An 18,459-nucleotide genomic window follows, 5' to 3' on the forward strand; every position below is an offset into this window, starting at 1 on the left:
CGTGAACGAAAGCACGCCCGCCGCGATCGCGACGGGCGCGATGTTGGATGGCTTACTGCTGCAAGCCGCCGGATGCGGCAATCATGCGGATGACGCGGACGGTATCGACATCGGACTGGTGATAGGCCGAGCGCACGAACTCGGCATAGCGGCCGTCTTCGCTGCCGGCGCCTTCCGGCAGCGTGGTGCGATAGCGGAAGCGCAGGAACAGCGAGCCGGCCTCCGGCTCCTCGATGCTGATCGTCAGACTGCCGCCGGCGTGTTCGTCGTTGGCTTCGGATTCGAAGCAGACCCACTCCATCGCCTTGAAGCTCACGCGGTCGCGGACGATCGCATGACCGAAGTGCAGGTCGCGCACCAGCTCGCCATCCCTGCGCTCGACGATGTTGCAGGCTTCCAGCCCCGGCAGGAAGGCACGTGCGTCTTCCGCCCTGCACAGCAGGCCGAACCACAGTTCCTCGCGTGTCAGCACGTCCTGCTGCGGATCGGCGAAGTCATTGACTTCGACCAGGTGTTCGAAATTCACGGGCATCTCCTGAACGGCGAGCGCCACAGTTTACCCCGAGGCCTGCCATGGCCGGGATAACATGCGCCCCATGCAGATCGAACGACTCCTCCATTCCCAGGGATTCGGCAGCCGCAAGGAATGCCGCGCCCTGATCCGTGCCGGCCATGTCAGCGTCGCCGGCGTTCCGTGTGACGACCCTTTCGCCGATTTCGACCCCGGCAGCAGCGACGGCTCGGCCGGCCTCGAATTCAGCGTCGGCGACGAACGCTGGCGCTACCGGGCCAAGGCCTACCTGATGCTGCACAAGCCTGCCGGCTACGAGTGCTCGCACAAACCGACCTTCCACCCCTCCGTATTCACCCTGCTGCCGCAGCAGATGCTGCTGCGCGGCGTGCAGTGCGTCGGCCGGCTGGACCAGGACACCACCGGATTGCTGCTGCTGTCGGACGACGGCCAGTTCATCCACCAATGGAGTTCCGGCAAGAAGCGCACACCGAAAGTGTATGAGGTGGCGCTGAAGCATCCGGTGGATGAAAGCTTCACCGCCCGCCTGCTTGCCGGGGTCGAATTGCACGACGAACCGGCACCGATCGCTGCAGCCGCCTGTGCGCTGACATCGCCGACGCAATTGCAACTGACCATCTGTGAAGGCAAGTACCACCAGGTCAAGCGCATGATCGGTGCCGCCGGCAACCGGGTGGAAACCCTGCAGCGCAGCCGGATCGGCGGTTTGACGCTCGATCCCGCGCTCGCGCCGGGACAATGGCGCTGGCTGGAAGTTGCCGATCTGGCGGCGCTGGCCGATCATTCCTGAACCGGAATTTCGCTTCCTGCGGCCGCGCGCCGCATCTCAGAAGCGCATTTCCAGCCCCGCGCCGACCGCCCAGCTCCGTCCGCGGTCGGCACTGTCCTCGTCCCGGGGCCAGAAATGGCCCACGATCAATTCGGCCAGCAGCCATTCGCGGTAGACCGGCTGTTCCCACTTCATGCGAATGCCGTATTCGCCGACTTCGGCGTCCGCCCCTGTCTCGCCACTGGCCAGGGCTTCGAGTGACAGCAGCCTGCTGTCGCCAAAGGCCTTGAATGCACCCACACTGCTCGACCAGGCGAAGCCGTCGGTTTCCTTGGTGACGGTCGCGGCGTTCTGCCATCTGAACGACAACGAGGGCGAACGGACATGCTCCAGGTTGAGCACCGTGGTCGAGCCGAAGCCGTCGCTGATGCGCCAGAACACCGTCTCCCTGAATTCGAGCCGGTTCGCCGCCGACAGCGCCCATTCACGTTGGTAGCGAGCCTGCACATAGGGCTTGAGACCACCCCTCACGCCGGCACGCAGGTCGATGTGGTCGCGCAGGTTGAAGCCCAGGCCGAGAAAGCCGGTCTGGTCGCTCTTGCGGCTTTCTGCCAGAAGCTGCTCACGCGAAAAGGTTTCGGGCTGGTCGGACACCAGCTCCCTTTCGTTTTCCTGACCGAAGAAGATGTAGGCCTTGTCTTCGAGGTTGGGCAACTTGAAACGCGCCCGAAAGCGCACGCTGGTGCTGCTGCTTTCGTCTTCCTGCCAGCGCGTGCGTACGCTCAGGCGACCGCGCGACACTTTGCCGCCTTCCGAGAAAGGCTTGTCGCCGAACCAGTCGTTGACCTCTTCCCCCAGCCAGTGGGCGAAGCCGCGCACCTTGCGCCGTGCCGTATCCATGAATCCGTCGTGGGCGGCCTCCTTGACGAGGGGAGTGCCGCTGGCCTGCGGCTCCGGCGCCCCGTTTTCAGGATCGGATACGGAAGTGCCCGAAGTGCTCGCACATCCCGCAAGCACCAGAACCACGGCACATTGGACTGAAAGCAATCGGTGCATGGCCGCTTCTCCCTGTGAGTGTCCGACGCAAACCATTCTACGTACTTGGTCTGGATCTCTGCTTGGCCAAGTGTGAGTGAAAAAGACCGAGGTTTGTTTGTTCTGTTTTTCTTTTAATTTAAAAGATAAAGATGTAAACAGCAGGGCGAAAACTGTGGATAAGCCTCCAAAGCTCTTTGCAGCTAATGCTTCCAGCACTGGAAAACTGAGGGGACAAGGACAGGCGATAGCTGTGTGCAGATTGTCCATGGTTTTTGCGTGTGGCCGTTTTTTCGCCTTTGTTCACAAGCTTTCCGCCCTTTTTACGCAGAGATATCCACATCGATGACTTCCACCAGCTCAACGTCTACGCCCACATGGGAGATCTTCTGCCTGATTGTGGATAATTTTGGGGATATCGGCGTGTGCTGGCGGCTGGCGCGCGATCTGGCCGCGCGCACGGGTGCGGGCGTCCGCCTGTGGGTGGATGACTGGGCGGTGCTGCTGCGCATCTGTCCGGCAGCCGGAGGCATCGATCCGGTCGCGGGTGGCGTCATTGCAGGCGTGGAACTGCGGCAGTGGGCCGAGCCCTTTCCTGCAGTCGAACCGGCCGCTGTCGTCATCGAGGCCTTCGCCTGCGAGATTCCGGAAACGCATCTGCAGGCCATGGCGCGGCGGCAGCCGGCGCCGGTGTGGATCAACCTCGAATATCTGTCGGCCGAGGATTGGGTGGCGGGCTGCCACGGCATGGCTTCTCCGCATCCGCGTCTGCCGCTGACCAAGCATTTCTTCTTTCCGGGGCTCGGCGGTGGAACGGGGGGCCTGCTGCGCGAGCCGGGGCTGCTGGCGCGCCGCGACGCCTTCCTGGGCGACCGGCGCGGACGTGGGGAATGGCTTGCGCGCAGAGGTGTGCGGCTCGGGACGGACGAAACATGCGTGTCCTTGTTCGCCTACGAACAGCCTTCCCTGCCTGCTCTGCTGCAGGCCTGGATGCAGGGCCCGCGGCGGATGCATCTGTTCGTTCCCGAAGGGCGGGTGCTGGCGGACGTGGCGCGCGCCTTCGGACGCGGCGGGCTCGGCGTGGGCGATGCCGTGCGCAACGGGGCGCTGGAGCTGCATGTGCTGCCCTTCACCGACCAGGATGGCTACGACGAACTGCTGTGGGCCTGCGATCTGAACTTCGTCCGCGGCGAGGACTCCTTCGTCCGCGCCCAGTGGGCCGGCCGGCCTTTCGCCTGGCACATCTATCCGCAGCAGGACGAGGCCCACTTCGACAAGCTCGAAGCCTTCATCGCGCGCTACACCGCCGGCCTGCCGGTGCCGGAGAAGACTGCACTGAGCGCTTTCTGGCGGGCCTGGAACGGCCGTGGAGATCCGGCTGCGGCCTGGCCGGCATTCGCCGCCGTACTGCCGGCGCTGGGCCGCCATGCGGCCGAATGGAGCGTTTCGCACGCCGCACAACCGGACCTGGCGACGCGCCTGGTGGAATTCTGCTCGCACAGCAGGGCGTCGGCGGGTTAGAATCCCGCGGCTAGATTTTTCAAGGACATGCGGCAGCTGCGCCGCATCGACTCAATCAGGATACAGCATGAAAACCGCTCAGGAACTCCGCTCGGGCAACGTCATCATGGTCGGCAGCGACCCGCTGGTGGTGCAGAAGACCGAATACAACAAGTCCGGCCGCAATGCCGCGGTCGTGAAGATGAAGCTCAAGAACCTGCTCACCGGCGCGCCGTCCGAGTCGGTTTACAAGGCCGACGACAAGTTCGAAGTCGTGGTGCTCGACCGCAAGGAAGTCACCTACTCCTACTTCGCCGATCCGATGTACGTGTTCATGGACGCCGACTACGAGCAGTACGAAGTCGAAGCCGAGAACATGACCGACGCGCTGAAGTACCTCGAAGACGGCCTGCAGTGCGAAGTCGTGTTCTACAACGGCAAGGCGATCTCGGTCGAACTGCCCAACAGCGTCGTGCGCGAAGTGGTCTATACCGAGCCGGCCGTCAAGGGCGACACCTCGGGCAAGGTCATGAAGCCGGCCCGTATCGGCACCGGTTTCGAGCTGCCGGTTCCGGCCTTCGTCGAGATCGGCGACAAGATCGAAATCGACACCCGTACCGACGAGTACAAGAACCGCGTCAAGTAATTCCGCGCTTCAAGGTACGACGAAAGGCCCTGCGGGGCTTTTTGTCGTTTACGCGCTCTGCCAGGGCGCGTTACGTCATGTGCCCGCAGGCGATGGCGGAGCCAGCCCCGGGCAGTTGATCAATCGCGCCATAATCGCGCCACCTGCCCGCGTGTCATCCGTCGACGAACTCATCGGACTCATCCGCGCCGCCCCTGACGGCATCTCGATCACCGCCCTCCTGGAACGGCGTCCCAAGCTTGCCCGTCGCACCGTTCAGCGCTGGATCAACGAACTGGTGGCGCAAGGAAGGGGATGGATTGCGACCTTCCGAGTTTGTCGAATGGCAGTCGAGACAATGGGCCAGATGATGATCGGTGCGTTCGAAGTCGTGAAGATTTTTCCGCTTCACTCGCGCCCAGGCCGCCATACCGCGGTGAAGGCCTTGAACTTGTTCCAGGCCGACAAGCGTTCGTCCGACACTGCATCGAGGAAATCCGACAGGCGCTTCGATTTCACCATCGTGTAGATCGTCAGCCCACCGAAGACGGCGACAGTCACTACGAAAAAGAGCAGCCGCCGGGACAGCGGCGAATTCGCTTCCGCCAGCAGGTTCATGCCGAGAAAGCCGGTGGTCATCGAGCCGATCAGGCCGAAGATCGTCACCACCGTCAATCGCACCACCGTGTTGGCCTGGCGGCGCAGGCCGTCGGCGTCGAGGTAGCTGTTCATGTCGGCGGTGCGCTCCTTGACTTCGGCGTACAGCGAATCGGTCTGCAGGTGCTCGGTGGTCATGCGGAACAGCGCGCGCGTCTGCGCCTGCTCGGCGATGTCGTGGAACCAGTAGCGGTGCGTGAAACGCAGGAAGCGCTCGAAGCTGGCGCGGATCGCGCGCTTGAAGCGGCGCACGCTCGCCGGGTCGCTGACCCGCAGCGGCTTCAGGGCTTCCACCAGGCATTCGGAGAAGGTCAGCAAGGCCGCTTTCTGGAAGTGGGCGATCAGGAACAGCAGGAAATGCTGGTGGCGGAACTGTGCCAGCACGCCGCGCTGGCGGTCGGTGAAGAAGGCCGAGCGGGCATCGCCCACCACGATCAGCGCATGGCCGCTGCACAGGTAGCGGGTATGGGGCGCGGCGCCGCCGGCGCTCCAGAAGCGGTCGTAGCAGTAGCGGCGCTCGAAGTCCGCGAGATGGAGTTCGGCATAGGGCGGCGCGGCAGCGTCACCATCGGTGGCGGATGCGGTTGAAGGCTTGCGCGGCCCGGCGCCGGTCACCAGACCGAGGCGGATGAAGTCGTTGCGTGTCAGCGCACTCGGATCGTCGAGTGCCAGATAGGCGGCCAGCGGCATGCGGTGGTATTCGATCTGGCGGTAGCGTAGCGCGCCTTCCTCGTCGGCATGGGCGCTGACCAGCGGACGCATCAGGAAAGCCCAGTTCGCCGCGATGCGCGGCGAGCGGTGGCGGCTGACGTGGGTCAGGAAAGCCTGCTTGTCGTGGGCGTCGGAGCGTGCCAGCACCGTGCCGTCGGCGGCCAGCCATTCGGATTGCGCCAGGCCGTGCAGCGCCTTGCCGTGCTCGTCCCAGCCCGACGGATAAGCGCGGCCGATGCGGTACATCAGGTCCTGCACCTGCGGCAGCGGCATGTCCTCGCCCTTGACCTCGACGTTGAGGATCACCACATCGACGTCGAAGAAGAAATACAGATGCACATGCACGACGTCCAGCGTCACCGGTTCGTCGTGTTCGTGCGCGGCGAGGCGCATCCTGGTCACGTCGCGGCGCTTGAAGACCCGCATCGGCGCGCCTGCGCCGGGTTCGCCGCCAGCCGCCGAGCGGCCTTCGCCGTACAGGAACTGCTGCACGTAGGGCAGGAAGGTGACGAACTCGCTGTAGTGGCGTTCCTCGAAAAAGCCGCCTTCGCGCTCGATGTCGTGCTCCACTTCGCGCCACGGCGAGGCTTCGCCCATGTCGCGCAGCACCTCCCAGGGTCGCAGCTGCGCTTCCGCCATGCCGGGCGCCGGCAACAGGCGCAGCGGCCACAGCAGGGCCAGGCGGAATTGGGACACCCTCGGTGCGGCGGCGGATTCGTCCATCGCCCGTCTCCTGTCGATCGTTTTTTTTATGCAGCGGGGCCTTCGCAGTGCAGTTTAGCGGTCTCGCAGCTTCACTGCTGGCCCGCGGCTGGTAAGGGATTCGGTCCGGCGCGGGCCAAGCCTTAGAATGTCGCCTTGTGCGACTTTCCCGCGAGCCATGTCCGCCGCCGACCACGATCCCGCCGCCATCCGCATCCGCGGCGCGCGCCAGAACAACCTGCGCAACCTCTCGCTCGACCTGCCGCTGAACCGCCTGACCGTCGTTACCGGCGTGTCCGGCTCGGGCAAATCCTCGCTGGTGTTCGACACCTTGTACGCCGAGGGCCAGCGCCGCTACGTCGAGACCTTCTCGCCCTACGCGCGCCAGTTCCTCGACCGCATGGACAAGCCGCAGGTCGACCGCATCGAAGGCGTGCCGCCGGCGATCGCGATCGACCAGACCAACCCGGTGCGCACCTCGCGCTCGACGGTCGGCACCATGACCGAGCTGGCCGACCACTTCAAGCTGCTGTACGCGCGCGCGGCGCATCTGCACTGCCGCTGCTGCGGCAAGCCGGTGCGGCGCGATTCGGCCGCCAGCATCGCCGCCGACCTCAGGGCGCGCGCCGAGGCAGAGGGTGATCCGCGCCTGGTGGTGTGCTTCCCGGTGCCGGTGCCGGCCAACTTCAGCGAGGAAGAAGTCGCCGGCCTGCTCAATGCGCAGGGCTACACCCGCATCCAGCAACGCATCGCCGGCAAGGGCGGCGAGGGCGACATGCTGATGGTGGTGCAGGATCGCTTCCGTGCCTCGAACGCCGATGAAGCCCGTCTGGCCGAAGCGCTGGAAACCGCGCTGCTGCGCGGCAATGGCCGCATGTCGGTTCATGCCTCGGGCGAGGGCGTGAAGCCGGATTCCGCTTCGGCGGACGGCGAGGCCGTATGGCGCTACTCCTCCGGCCTGCACTGCGCCGAATGCGACATCCACTATGCCGAGGCCACCCCCGGCCTGTTCTCGTTCAACTCGCCGATCGGCGCCTGCGAGACCTGCCGCGGCTTCGGCCGCGTGATCGGTGTCGATTACAGCCTGGTGGTGCCGGATGAGTCGAAGACGCTTGCCGAGGGCGCGGTCAAGCCCTGGCAGACCGAAAGCTTCCGCGAATGCCAGGACGACCTGGCGAAGATGGCGAAGAAGTACGGCGTGGCGATGAACATCCCGGTGCGCGACCTGCCGCCCGAGCATCGCCAGTGGCTGTTCGAAGGCGATCCGAAGTGGAAGAGCTGGGACAGCTCCTGGCCGCGCCTGTGGTACGGCGTGCGCCACTTCTTCGACTGGCTGGAGAGCAAGGCCTACAAGATGCACATCCGCGTGCTGCTGTCGCGTTACCGCAGCTACACGGAATGCCCGGCCTGCCACGGCGCGCGGCTGAAGCCGGATGCCTTGCTGTGGCGCCTGCCGGTCAAGGTCGAAGGCGCCGGCGATGCGCGCGGGTTGGCGATCCACGAGTTGATGGCGCTGCCGGTCGATCGCGTGCGCGACGCGGTGGCGGCGCTCGGCCTGCCCGGCGCCGCCGACGAGGCCACCGAACTGGTGCTGGGCGAGATCCGCAGCCGGATGGACTATCTTGCCGACGTCGGTCTGGGCTACCTGACGCTGGACCGCCAGTCGCGCACGCTGTCGGGCGGCGAGGTGCAGCGCATCAACCTGACGACCGCGCTCGGCACCTCGCTGGTCAATACCCTGTTCGTGCTCGACGAGCCGTCGATCGGCCTGCACCCGCGCGACATCGGCCGCATCCTCGGCGTGATGACGCGCCTGCGCGATGCCGGCAACACGCTGGTGGTGGTGGAGCACGACCCGCAGGTGATGGTCGCTGCCGACGAACTGCTCGAGATCGGTCCCGGCCCCGGCGAACGCGGCGGCAACATCGTCGCGCGCGGCACGCCGGCCGAGATCGCCGCCGATCCCGGTTCGGTGACCGGCCCCTGGCTGGCCGGCCGCAAGCGCATCGACATCGACCGCCCGCCGCGTCCTGTCGATGCCGCCACGCCGCGGCTGAAGCTGATGGGCGCCCGGCAGCACAACCTGCGCAACATCGACGTCGCCTTCCCGCTAGGCCGGCTGAGCTGCCTGACCGGCGTGTCCGGCTCGGGCAAATCCACGCTGATCCAGGATGTGCTGTACCCGGCGCTGGCCAAGCATTTCGGCGAGTCGATCAGCGAAGCGCCGGGCGATTTCGATCGCCTGGAAAATGTGGATAACTTGCGCGGCGTGGTCATGGTCGACCAGTCGCCGATCGGCAAGAGCTCGCGCTCCAACCCGGTCAGCTACATCGGCGCCTGGGACCCCATCCGGGCCTTGTTCGCCACCCTGCCGGAGGCCAGGCAGCGCGGCTACACCCCGGGAACCTTCAGCTTCAATGCTGGCCACGGCCGCTGCCCGACCTGTACCGGTTCGGGTTTCGAGCACGTCGAAATGCAGTTCCTGTCCGACGTCTGGCTGCGCTGCCCGGACTGCGATGGCAAGCGATACCGGCCGGAAGTGCTTGAATTGAAATGGAATGGCCTGTCGGTCGCGGACGTGCTCGAACTCACCGTGCATGAGGCGTTGGACGTCTTCCGCGAGCATCCCAAGGCGCTCGCCGCGCTGGCGCCGCTGGCCGACGTCGGCCTCGACTACCTGCGCCTCGGCCAGCCGGTGCCGACGCTGTCCGGCGGCGAAGCCCAGCGCCTGAAGCTCGCCGGCCATCTTGCCGGGGCGGCGCAGAAGAAGACTGTACGCAAAGCCAGGCCTGTGGATAACTTTGGGGAAAAAACAGGGGACAGCGCCAGACCCGGAACCGAACCCGGCCTGCTCTTCCTGTTCGACGAACCCACCACCGGCCTGCATTTCGAGGATGTCGCCAAGCTGCTAGGCGCCTTCGACAAGCTGCTGCAGGCCGGCCATTCGCTGATCGTCATCGAGCACAACCTGGACGTGATCGCTGCTGCCGACTGGATCATCGACCTCGGCCCCGAAGGTGGCGAGGGCGGCGGCATGATCGTGGCCGAAGGCCCGCCGAACGTGGTGCGTGGCCACGAAACCTCCCATACCGGCGCTGCGTTGCGCGAATACGCTGAAGCGCTCGAGCGCACGCGCAGCGAAGCGGCCGGCCAGGCTTCCGGTAAGGCGCTGCTGGCTGCCGAACCGGCGGTGCGCTACCGCGCGATCGCGGCGCCGGCGATCGAGATCCGCCATGCGCGCGAACACAACCTGAAGAACGTCAGCCTGAGCATTCCGCGCGACCGCTTCAGCGTCATCACCGGCTTGTCGGGCTCGGGCAAATCGACGCTGGCCTTCGACATCGTCTTCGGCGAAGGCCAGCGCCGCTACCTGGAATCGCTCAACGCCTATGCGCGCCAGTTCGTGCAGCCGGCGAGCCGGCCCGATGTCGATGGCCTGTTCGGCATTCCGCCGACGGTGGCGATCGAGCAGCGCACCAGCCGCGGCGGGCGCAAGAGCACGGTGGCGACGCTGACCGAGATCCACCCCTTCCTGCGCCTGATGTACGTGAAGCTGGGCACCCAGTTCTGCCCGGACTGCAATGTGCCGGTGACGCCGCAGAGCTTCGAGGCCATCGTCGCGCAGATCCAGCGCGAGTTGCGCGGCGCTTCGGTCGAAGTGCTGGCGCCGCTGGTGGTCAATCGCAAGGGCTTGTACACCGACCTCGCCAAATGGGCGCGCAGCAAGGGCCACACGCAGCTGCGCGTCGATGGCGAATACCTGCCGACGGCGAAGTGGCCGCGGCTCGACCGCTACAAGGAACACAACATCGAGCTGCCCACCGGCATGGTGGTGGTCGAACCGGAGCACGAAGCCACGCTGCGCGAGTTCGTCCGGCAGGCCCTGGAGATCGGCAAGGGCGTGATCAAGGTGCTCGCGCTCGGCAAGCTGGGCGCGGAACCGATCACCTTCTCCACGCTGCGCGCCTGCCCGAGCTGCGGCACCGGCTTCCCCGAGCCCGATCCGCGCCTGTTCTCGTACAACGCCAAGCACGGCTGGTGTCCGAAGTGCTTCGGCACCGGGCTGAAGACCGCGCCGCGCATCGAAGACCCGGATGCGCTCGATCTCGGCGATGCCGAAGGCGTCATCGTCAGCGACGAGCCCTGCCCGGCCTGCCACGGCGCGCGGCTGAATCCGGTGGCGCGGGCGGTGCGCTTCCGTGAGCTCGGCCTGCACCAGCTCGCGGCCTGGCCGGTGGATAAAGCTGCCGTCTTCTTCGGCGATCTGACGCTGAACGAGCGCGAAACCGACATCGCGCGCGACCTCGTCGCCGAAATCCGCGGCCGCCTGGCCTTCCTGCAGCACGTCGGCCTGGGCTACCTCGCGCTCGACCGCGCCGCGCCCACGCTGTCGGGCGGCGAGGCGCAGCGCATCCGGCTGGCGGCGCAGCTCGGTTCCAACCTGCGCGGCGTCTGCTACATCCTCGACGAACCGACGATCGGCCTGCATCCGCGCGACAACCGCCTGCTGCTCGATACCCTGGAAGCCCTGCGCGACCGCGGCAACACGCTGCTGGTGGTCGAGCACGACGAGGACACCATCCGCCGCGCCGACCACGTCATCGACCTCGGCCCCGGCGCCGGTGTGCGCGGCGGCCAGGTGGTGGCCGAAGGCGGCATCGCCGATCTGCTCGCCGCACCCGCGTCGGCGACCGGCGAGTGCTTTCGCCATCCGCTGCAGCACCCGCTGCGGCCGCGCCGGCCGGTGCTCAAGGATCATCCTTCGATCCGCGTCGAAGGTGCAAGGCTGCACAACCTGCAGGACGTCTCGGTGCGCATTCCGCTCGCCCGCCTGAGCGTGGTCACCGGCGTGTCCGGCTCGGGCAAGTCCAGCCTGGCGCGCGACGTCATCCACGCCAACCTGCGCGCCCGCCTCGGCGATCCCGAAGCCACCCGCGCCCGCCGCCGCGGCCAGGCCCAGCCGGCCGAAGTGAATCAGCCGCTGGTCGGCTGCAAGGCCATGCACGGCTGGCAGCAGGTCGGCCGCGTGCTGGAAGTCGACCAGACCCCGATCGGCAAGACACCGCGTTCCTGCCCGGCGACCTACGTCGGCTTCTGGGACGCGATCCGCAAGCTGTTCGCCGACACCTTCGAGGCCCGCACGCGCGGCTGGAGCGCATCGCGCTTCTCCTTCAACACCGGCGCCGGCCGCTGCCCGGTATGCGACGGCGCCGGCCAGACCACGGTCGAGATGAACTTCCTGCCCGACGTGAAGACGCCGTGCGAGGGCTGCGGCGGCGCCCGCTTCAACCCCGAGACGCTAGCGGTGCGCTGGAAGGAGCGGACGGTGGCCGAAGTGCTGGCGATGCCGGTGGACGAAGCGGTCGATTTCTTCGCCGCCCATCCGACCATCGCCCATCCGCTGCAACTGTTGCAGGACGTCGGCCTCGGCTACCTGACCCTGGGCCAGCCCAGCCCGACGCTGTCCGGCGGCGAATCCCAGCGCATCAAGCTGGTCACCGAGCTGGCCAAGGTGCGCCGCCGCCCCGGCGATGCCGAGGACACCGGCGGCGTGCCGCTGCCGGCCGACAAGCACAGCCTGTACGTACTCGACGAGCCGACCGTGGGCCTGCACATGGCCGACGTCGACAAGCTGATCCGCGTGTTGCACCGCCTCGCCGATGCCGGCCATACCGTGCTGGTGATCGAACACGATCTGGACGTGATGGCCGAAGCCGACTGGCTGATCGATCTCGGCCCGGAAGGCGGCGACGGCGGCGGCCGGGTGGTGGCTGAAGGCCCGCCGGAAACGGCGATGGCGACGGAGGGCTCGCACACCGGCCGCTATCTGTGGGAATTCCTCGCCAGCCGCGCAAAGGGCGCAAGCCAGTAGCAGGGTGGGTCGGGCCACGTAGGCAGAGCGAAGCGAGACCCGCCCGTCAAGCCTCGGGCGAAATCCACCCATCATCGAGATCGGTGGGTTTCGCCTGAGGTTCTACCCACTCTGCGGGCTGATCCTTCGGCCCACTGCGGCCGTGGTTCCCGCTCGAAGCGGTAGAACAGGTTGGGTTCCGACAGTACGTAGATGGCGCCGTCCGGCCCGGTCGTGAGCCCTTCGGCCTGCGGCACCATCGATGACAGGCCGTGCCAGCCTTTCCACATCGGCAGCATGCTGACCGGGCTGCCGTCCGGCGCGTATTCGACGATCAGCGCCGATTCGTCGCTCAGCAGCAACATGTTGCCGGTCGGTTCGTGAACGGTCAGCGAGGACAGGTCGGTCATGAACAGCGCGGATGCTTTCGACGACGTCCATTCGCTGATCTGCAGGTCGAAGGCGCTGCCCTTCAGCAGTCCGGGCAGACCGGCGATGGCGAACACCCGCAGCGGTGCCTTTTCCTTGACGACGAACAGGCGCTGGGTGGTGGAATCCCACGACACGCCCTCGAATCCGCGATTCTTGTACAGATCGATCGCCAGCCCCAGGCGCGGCACGCCGCGCAGGTCGATGCTGTCGGTGCCGGCGCCGATGATGACGCGGTAGAGTTGCTGGTCCGGCTCGTCGGCGATGACGAAGACGTCGCCGTCGATGTGGGCGATACCTTCCGGATCCTGGCCGCCGTGGATCGGAATCCGCCGCAGCAGGCGGCCCTCGGTATCGAGTTCGATCACTTCCTGCGGCGCATTGGTGACGGAGAACAGCGTGCCGGTCGCGGGGTTGAAGGTCAGCCCCGAGGCATTGCGTTCGATGCCCTCGATCGGCCGGGCCTCGACCGCGACACGGTAGAAGGGCAGCCAGACGCCCTTCTCCTGCCACTCGGCCGAGTGGCTCTTCATCGTCATCCAGTAATATGCGAACGGAACGACCTTGAAATGCCAGATGCCGAACGCCAGGATGGCGAGCAGGGCGGTCAGGCAGAAAATGCGTCTTTTTTTCTTGGTCATCGCGGGGGTTTGCGCAGGAGGGTGGGGTGGCCGGGAAGCCGATTCTAGCGGTCCTCGCCGACGAGCGGCGACCGGCCTTTGCTACAGTCTGTACTGCCGCTTGCGATGCTGCGCTGCGGAACTCTGGCCGGCCGGATTTGTCGTTCTCCAGATCACCGAGCATTCCGGACCATCCAACAGGAACAATCCATGAACATCCGCAAGATACTTGTGTGGGATATCCCCACGCGCATTTTCCACTGGACGCTGGTGCTGCTCGTCGTCGCGGCCTACTGTACGGCACTGATCGGCGGCAACCTGATCGTCTGGCATGGCTGGCTGGGCATTGCGATCGGCGGGCTGCTGGTCTTCCGCCTGATGTGGGGCGTGATCGGCTCGACCTACGCGCGTTTCGCCAACTTCGTGCCGGGGCCGGGCGGCATCGTCGCCTATCTGCGCGGGCAATGGCGCGGCGTCGGGCATAACCCGCTCGGCGCGCTGTCGGTGCTGGTGCTGCTGGCGATCCTGGGCTTCCAGGTGGTCAGTGGCTTGGTGGCGAACGACGACATCGCTTTCGAGGGGCCGCTCTACGCGCTGGTGAGCAAGGACACCAGCGACTGGCTCAGTGGCCTGCACCGGCAGAATTTCTGGATCACCATCGCGCTGGTTGCGCTGCACGTGCTGGCGGTTCTTTTCTACGCGCACGTGAAGAAGGACAACCTGGTGAAGCCGATGATCACCGGCTTCAAGGAAGTGTCCGATCCCGAGCTGAAATCGGCGCAAGGTGGCGGCACGGTCGCTTTCATCCTGGCACTGGCAGTGGCAGGTTTCGCGGTGTGGGCGGCAATGGGCGGGCTGCTGCCACCGCCGCCGCCGCCGCCTCCGGCCCAGGCCGTTCCCGCCTGGTGATCGCGGGCGGCAAGCCTGCCGCATGGGTGCCCGTCTGCGGGCGGGCGTACGAAAATGAAAAAAGCCGCGAATCTGCGGCTTTTTTCATGTCGGTCACGGGTGTGTTTCAGTCCGCGCGATACTTGTCGTGGCAGGCCTTACAGGTGCCGCCGGTGTCGCCGAAGGCCTTCTGCACCGCAGCCTTGTCGCCGGTGGCGGCGGCGGCAACCAGATTGTTCGAGGCGGTATTCAGGTCGGTGGCGAGCTTGGCGACATCGTCCATGTTCTGGAAGAACTCGGGCTTCACGCGCGTCCTGACGTTGCCGATGTCCTTTTCGGTGCCGGGGCCGAACAGCGCGCCCATGCCCGAGCCGGAGATGGCGGCGATGGCGTTGGCGGCGGCCTGGACCTGCTGGGCGTTGAATTCGCCTTCGAGGTTGGCCTTGATCTTGCCCATGTTCCAGGACATGAAGCTGTAGCCGGCCTGGCGGTACTTGATCTGGTCTTCGGGCTTCACCTGGGCGGATGCGGTGCCGGCGACGGAAAGGGCAAGGATGCCGAGTGCGATGATCTTCTTCATTGTTACCTCGTTGCTGCTTTGGAGCGTGGTTGAAAAAATGACGCCAAGGAGGGCGACGGGTTCGTCCTGGAACCGGACCGCCCTGCGACAGCGTGGCTTCCGCGTTGGTTCAATGCATCTTATATCAGCGCATAATGATATTCTGTTTGCACGGTAGCGATCAAACCCCGCGATGCCGGCTCAAGAATGCGGGCTTTCCGGCCGTTGATGGGAGACGGGCCCGCCGATGGAGTGTTTGGGCCCGCCATCGTAGTTGTGGAGAGAGGGAATGATGCGCCGCTTTGCGGATACTCCGATCTGGTTCAGGTTGACCGCCGCGATCTGGCTGATGCTGGTGCTTGCCTGGGGAAGCATGATCGTGTGGGAAACGCGCGTGACCCGCGACATGGCGATCGGGCAGGCGAGGGATTTCGCCGCCACGGTCAACGAAATGACCATGGCCGGGCTGACCGGCATGATGATCACCGGCACCGTGGCCCAGCGCGACGTGTTTCTCGACCAGATCAAGGAATTGTCGGTGGTGCGCGACCTGAAGGTGATCCGCGGCGAGGAGACCAGCCGGATTTTCGGCCCGGGCGAGGCCGGCGAAGTTCCGCTCGACGAGGCCGAGCGCCGGGCGCTGGCCGACGGCCGGACCCACATGGCGGTGGAGCACGGCGCGGAACATGGCGAGCATCTGCGCGTGGTCATACCGGCGCTGGCGTCGAAGGACTGGCTGGGCAAGGACTGCATCACCTGCCATCAGGTTGCCGAAGGGGTGCCGCTGGGTGCGGTCAGCATGCGCGTCTCGCTCGACCGGGCGGAGGCGGCAGTGACCGAGTTTCGCAACAAGAGCATCGTCTTCGCCGCGCTGGCGTCGCTGCCGCTGCTGGGCTTCGTGTTCTTCTTCATCCGCCGCTTCGTTGCCCGCCCCCTGTCCGGTCTGGCTGCCGGCCTCGCCGAAATCGCGCAAGGCGGCGGCGACCTGACGCGCCGTCTCGAACGGGCCGGCAAGGACGAGATCGGCCGTACCGCGGATTCATTCAACGACATGATGGCCGTCATCGCGGTGCTCGTGCGCGAGGTCGGCGCGGCGGCCGACGAAGTGGCACGGGCGGCGCGGCATCTGGCGGAGGGCGCCGATGATCTCGGCCAGCGCTCGCACCGGCAGAACGAACGTTCGGCAACGGCCAGCGCCGCAGTCGAGCAGATGAGCGGCAGCATCACGCACATTGCCGACAATGCGGCCGAGGTACGCGAACGTTCGCATGCCAGCCTGGCGCATTCGCGCGAAGGCGAGCAGAGCGTGCGGCAACTGATCGGCGAGATGGAGCAGGTCGAGTCGGCAGTGCGCCAGATGGCGGGCACGGTCGGTGATTTCATCGAATCGACGCAAGCCATTTCACGCATGACGCAGGAGATGCGCGAGATTGCCGAGCAGACCAACCTGCTGGCGCTGAATGCCGCGATCGAAGCGGCACGCGCCGGCGAGCAGGGGCGCGGCTTTGCGGTGGTTGCCGACGAAGTGCGCAAGCTGGCCGAGAAGTCGGCGCGCTCGGCGGGCGAGATCGACGGCATCACGCACGAGATCGGGCAGCGTTCGGATTCGGTGAGAGGGGCGATCGAGAGCGGCCTGGCCCACCTCGAATCGAGCCGAGTGGTGGCGGATGGTGTTTCGCAGGTGCTGGGTGCGGCAAACCTGCTGGTCGCCGAAGTAGGCGAAGGGCTGGACCGCATTGCCACCGCAACGGCCGAGCAGCGCCGCTCCAGCGCATCGGTGGCATCCGGCATCGACGACATCGCCGGCATGGCGAGCGAGAACGATCTCGCCATCGGGCAGACGGTGCAGGCGGCGCGCGAGCTGGAACGGCTGGCGGCACGGCTGCAGGAATCGGTCGGGCGCTTCCGGGTGTGAGGTGCCGGGCCTGAACGGATTCGTGGGGGGCCGGGGCGGGGCCGGCCCCCGTCTTGCGTCACTCCAGCCGCAGCGGCACGTAGATGCGCGATTCACCGCGCTGGATCAGCAGTGCGAAGCGTTTGCCGGCCGCCCGGACCAGCTTGCGGAAGTCGGCGACGTTGGTGACGGCATTGTTGTTGAGCGCGATGATGACGTCGCCGTTGCGCAGGCCGGCGCGTGCGGCGGCACCATCCACGCTTTCCACCACCAGGCCGCCGCGCAACTGCAGCTGGGCCGCCTCCTGCGAAGTCAGTGTCCGCACGCTGAGGCCGAGACCGGCATCGATGTTTTCGACCTGGCTCGGCACCGGGGCGGCGGCGATGTTGTCGTTCGTCATTTCGTCCAGCGTCGCCACCACGTCGCGGCTGCGGCCGTCGCGCCAGATTTCCATGCGGATGCGGGTGCCGGGGCGCTTCTCGCCGACTGCGCGCGGCAGGTCGGCCATGTCGTCGATGCGCTTGCCGTCCAGGCTCAGCACCACGTCACCGGCCTGGATGCCGGCCTTGTCGGCGGCGCTGCCCGGCTCCACGCTGGCCACCAGGGCGCCGCGCGCGTCAGGCAGGCCGAAGGACTGGGCGAGATCCTTGTCGACGCTCTGGATGCCGATGCCGAGGCGGCCGCGCTGCACGCGGCCATGGGTGGCGAGCTGATCCTTGACGTTCATGGCGACGTCGATCGGGATCGCGAACGAAATGCCCATGAAGCCGCCCGAGCGCGAATAGATCTGCGAGTTGATGCCGATGACCTCGCCGGCGAGGTTGAACAGCGGCCCGCCCGAGTTGCCGGGGTTGATTGCGACGTCGGTCTGGATGAAGGGTACGTAGGTCTCGTCCGGCAGGCGGCGCGCCTTGGCCGAGATGATGCCGGCGGTGACGGTGTTGTCGAAGCCGAAGGGCGAGCCCATCGCCACCACCCATTCGCCGACGCGGGCTTCGTCGGCCTTGCCGATCTTCACCACCGGCAGGTCCCTGGCCTCGATCTTCAGCAGCGCGACGTCGGTGCGGCGGTCGATGCCGACGACCTTGGCCTTGAACTCGCGCTTGTCGATCAGCGTCACGGTGACTTCGGACAGCGCCGCGTCGCCATCCTCGCCGGCGACGACGTGGGCATTGGTCAGCACGTAGCCGTCGTGGCTGACGATGAAGCCCGAACCGATGCCCTGCCGGGCGCGCGGCCCCATGCCGGGCTGGCCGGGGAAACCCGGCATCGGTACGCCGAAGCGGCGCAGGAAGTCGTAGAAAGGATCGTTGGCGAACGGATTCTGGCCGCCCGCCGTCTGTTGCTGCTGCACGACGCTGATATTCACCACCGCCGGGCCGACCTGTTCGACCAGATCGCCGAAGTCCGGCAGGCCGTAGCGGTTCGGCGACACCAGCGAGGCCGCTGGCGCGGCCTGGGCATGGACGGCGGGAATCAGGGCCGTGCCGGGCAGCGCGGCAGCGATGGAGAGAGCGAGAACAGTGGTCACAAGATGTTTGCGCATGATCGATTCCGTAGTTGGTCAGTGCCGACGACAGCAGTGGACGTCGATTCGCCGAGACTGTTCCACTGCACACATCTGATTGCAAATTTGGGATGAAGCAGGCCGGGATCAAGCCTTCCGGACGATTTTTCCGCCGCAGGA

General features: G+C 66.3%; 12 protein-coding genes. 6 read left to right on the plus strand and 6 right to left on the minus strand.

Annotated elements, in window-relative coordinates; translation table 11 throughout:
• Positions 1 to 52: 52 nt before the first annotated feature.
• On the minus strand, positions 53 to 526 hold the full coding sequence (locus ACNQFN_RS00075) for an SRPBCC family protein (protein ID WP_068635724.1): 474 nt from the start codon (positions 524 to 526) through the stop codon (positions 53 to 55).
• A gap of 61 nt (positions 527 to 587) precedes the next feature.
• Here ACNQFN_RS00075 and ACNQFN_RS00080 point away from each other — a divergent pair, with 61 nt between their 5' ends.
• The gene (locus tag ACNQFN_RS00080) at positions 588 to 1,322 is read left to right on the plus strand and encodes a 16S rRNA pseudouridine(516) synthase (protein WP_068635668.1); all 735 of its coding nucleotides are present in this window, start codon (positions 588 to 590) and stop codon (positions 1,320 to 1,322) included.
• A 36-nt stretch (positions 1,323 to 1,358) separates the two neighbouring features.
• Here ACNQFN_RS00080 and ACNQFN_RS00085 read toward each other — a convergent pair whose 3' ends face one another.
• Positions 1,359 to 2,606 carry a hypothetical protein gene (locus ACNQFN_RS00085; RefSeq protein WP_418647642.1) on the minus strand — a complete coding sequence of 416 codons (1,248 nt, stop codon included), beginning with the start codon at positions 2,604 to 2,606 and terminating at the stop codon, positions 1,359 to 1,361.
• A 75-nt stretch (positions 2,607 to 2,681) separates the two neighbouring features.
• Between ACNQFN_RS00085 and earP the strand changes: the two genes are divergently transcribed.
• Positions 2,682 to 3,857, plus strand: a complete 1,176-nt coding sequence (earP, locus tag ACNQFN_RS00090) for an elongation factor P maturation arginine rhamnosyltransferase EarP (RefSeq protein WP_418647643.1) — start codon at positions 2,682 to 2,684, stop codon at positions 3,855 to 3,857.
• Positions 3,858 to 3,924: 67 nt separating this feature from the next.
• Positions 3,925 to 4,482: an elongation factor P gene (efp, locus tag ACNQFN_RS00095; protein WP_068635665.1), complete on the plus strand. Its 558-nt coding sequence runs from the start codon at positions 3,925 to 3,927 to the stop codon at positions 4,480 to 4,482.
• A 387-nt stretch (positions 4,483 to 4,869) separates the two neighbouring features.
• On the opposite strand, the gene ACNQFN_RS00100 is transcribed toward efp, so the two are convergent.
• Positions 4,870 to 6,552 (minus strand): hypothetical protein, encoded by a 1,683-nt coding sequence (locus ACNQFN_RS00100; RefSeq protein ID WP_418647644.1) that lies wholly within the window; start codon positions 6,550 to 6,552, stop codon positions 4,870 to 4,872.
• 157 nt (positions 6,553 to 6,709) lie between these two features.
• On the opposite strand from ACNQFN_RS00100, the gene uvrA reads away from it, so the two are divergent.
• Positions 6,710 to 12,403: an excinuclease ABC subunit UvrA gene (uvrA, locus tag ACNQFN_RS00105; RefSeq protein WP_418647645.1), complete on the plus strand. Its 5,694-nt coding sequence runs from the start codon at positions 6,710 to 6,712 to the stop codon at positions 12,401 to 12,403.
• Between the two features lie 71 nt (positions 12,404 to 12,474).
• Here uvrA and ACNQFN_RS00110 read toward each other — a convergent pair whose 3' ends face one another.
• Positions 12,475 to 13,452 carry an SdiA-regulated domain-containing protein gene (locus ACNQFN_RS00110; RefSeq protein WP_418647646.1) on the minus strand — a complete coding sequence of 326 codons (978 nt, stop codon included), beginning with the start codon at positions 13,450 to 13,452 and terminating at the stop codon, positions 12,475 to 12,477.
• Between the two features lie 189 nt (positions 13,453 to 13,641).
• On the opposite strand from ACNQFN_RS00110, the gene ACNQFN_RS00115 reads away from it, so the two are divergent.
• A complete protein-coding gene (locus tag ACNQFN_RS00115; RefSeq protein ID WP_418647647.1) occupies positions 13,642 to 14,340 on the plus strand; it encodes a cytochrome b/b6 domain-containing protein in 699 nt (232 codons plus the stop codon).
• 106 nt (positions 14,341 to 14,446) lie between these two features.
• Here ACNQFN_RS00115 and ACNQFN_RS00120 read toward each other — a convergent pair whose 3' ends face one another.
• Positions 14,447 to 14,899 carry a c-type cytochrome gene (locus ACNQFN_RS00120; protein WP_068635660.1) on the minus strand — a complete coding sequence of 151 codons (453 nt, stop codon included), beginning with the start codon at positions 14,897 to 14,899 and terminating at the stop codon, positions 14,447 to 14,449.
• A gap of 271 nt (positions 14,900 to 15,170) precedes the next feature.
• On the opposite strand from ACNQFN_RS00120, the gene ACNQFN_RS00125 reads away from it, so the two are divergent.
• Positions 15,171 to 16,793 carry a methyl-accepting chemotaxis protein gene (locus ACNQFN_RS00125; protein WP_174524509.1) on the plus strand — a complete coding sequence of 541 codons (1,623 nt, stop codon included), beginning with the start codon at positions 15,171 to 15,173 and terminating at the stop codon, positions 16,791 to 16,793.
• 58 nt (positions 16,794 to 16,851) lie between these two features.
• Here ACNQFN_RS00125 and ACNQFN_RS00130 read toward each other — a convergent pair whose 3' ends face one another.
• Positions 16,852 to 18,318 carry a DegQ family serine endoprotease gene (locus ACNQFN_RS00130; RefSeq protein ID WP_068635658.1) on the minus strand — a complete coding sequence of 489 codons (1,467 nt, stop codon included), beginning with the start codon at positions 18,316 to 18,318 and terminating at the stop codon, positions 16,852 to 16,854.
• Between the last annotated feature and the right edge of the window lie 141 nt (positions 18,319 to 18,459).

The organism is Thauera butanivorans, from assembly GCF_048398245.1.
Classification (GTDB): Bacteria; Pseudomonadota; Gammaproteobacteria; order Burkholderiales; family Rhodocyclaceae; genus Thauera; species Thauera butanivorans.

Excerpts from the sequence above, each read along its gene's own strand:
- ACNQFN_RS00080 (WP_068635668.1), top strand. The coding sequence starts at position 588 with ATGCGCCCCATGCAGATCGAACGACTCCTCCATTCCCAGGGATTCGGC.
- ACNQFN_RS00085 (WP_418647642.1), bottom strand. The coding sequence starts at position 2,606 with ATGGACAATCTGCACACAGCTATCGCCTGTCCTTGTCCCCTCAGTTTT.
- earP (WP_418647643.1), top strand. The coding sequence starts at position 2,682 with ATGACTTCCACCAGCTCAACGTCTACGCCCACATGGGAGATCTTCTGC.
- efp (WP_068635665.1), top strand. The coding sequence starts at position 3,925 with ATGAAAACCGCTCAGGAACTCCGCTCGGGCAACGTCATCATGGTCGGC.
- ACNQFN_RS00100 (WP_418647644.1), bottom strand. The coding sequence starts at position 6,552 with ATGGACGAATCCGCCGCCGCACCGAGGGTGTCCCAATTCCGCCTGGCC.
- uvrA (WP_418647645.1), top strand. The coding sequence starts at position 6,710 with ATGTCCGCCGCCGACCACGATCCCGCCGCCATCCGCATCCGCGGCGCG.
- ACNQFN_RS00110 (WP_418647646.1), bottom strand. The coding sequence starts at position 13,452 with ATGACCAAGAAAAAAAGACGCATTTTCTGCCTGACCGCCCTGCTCGCC.
- ACNQFN_RS00115 (WP_418647647.1), top strand. The coding sequence starts at position 13,642 with ATGAACATCCGCAAGATACTTGTGTGGGATATCCCCACGCGCATTTTC.
- ACNQFN_RS00120 (WP_068635660.1), bottom strand. The coding sequence starts at position 14,899 with ATGAAGAAGATCATCGCACTCGGCATCCTTGCCCTTTCCGTCGCCGGC.
- ACNQFN_RS00125 (WP_174524509.1), top strand. The coding sequence starts at position 15,171 with ATGCGCCGCTTTGCGGATACTCCGATCTGGTTCAGGTTGACCGCCGCG.
- ACNQFN_RS00130 (WP_068635658.1), bottom strand. The coding sequence starts at position 18,318 with ATGCGCAAACATCTTGTGACCACTGTTCTCGCTCTCTCCATCGCTGCC.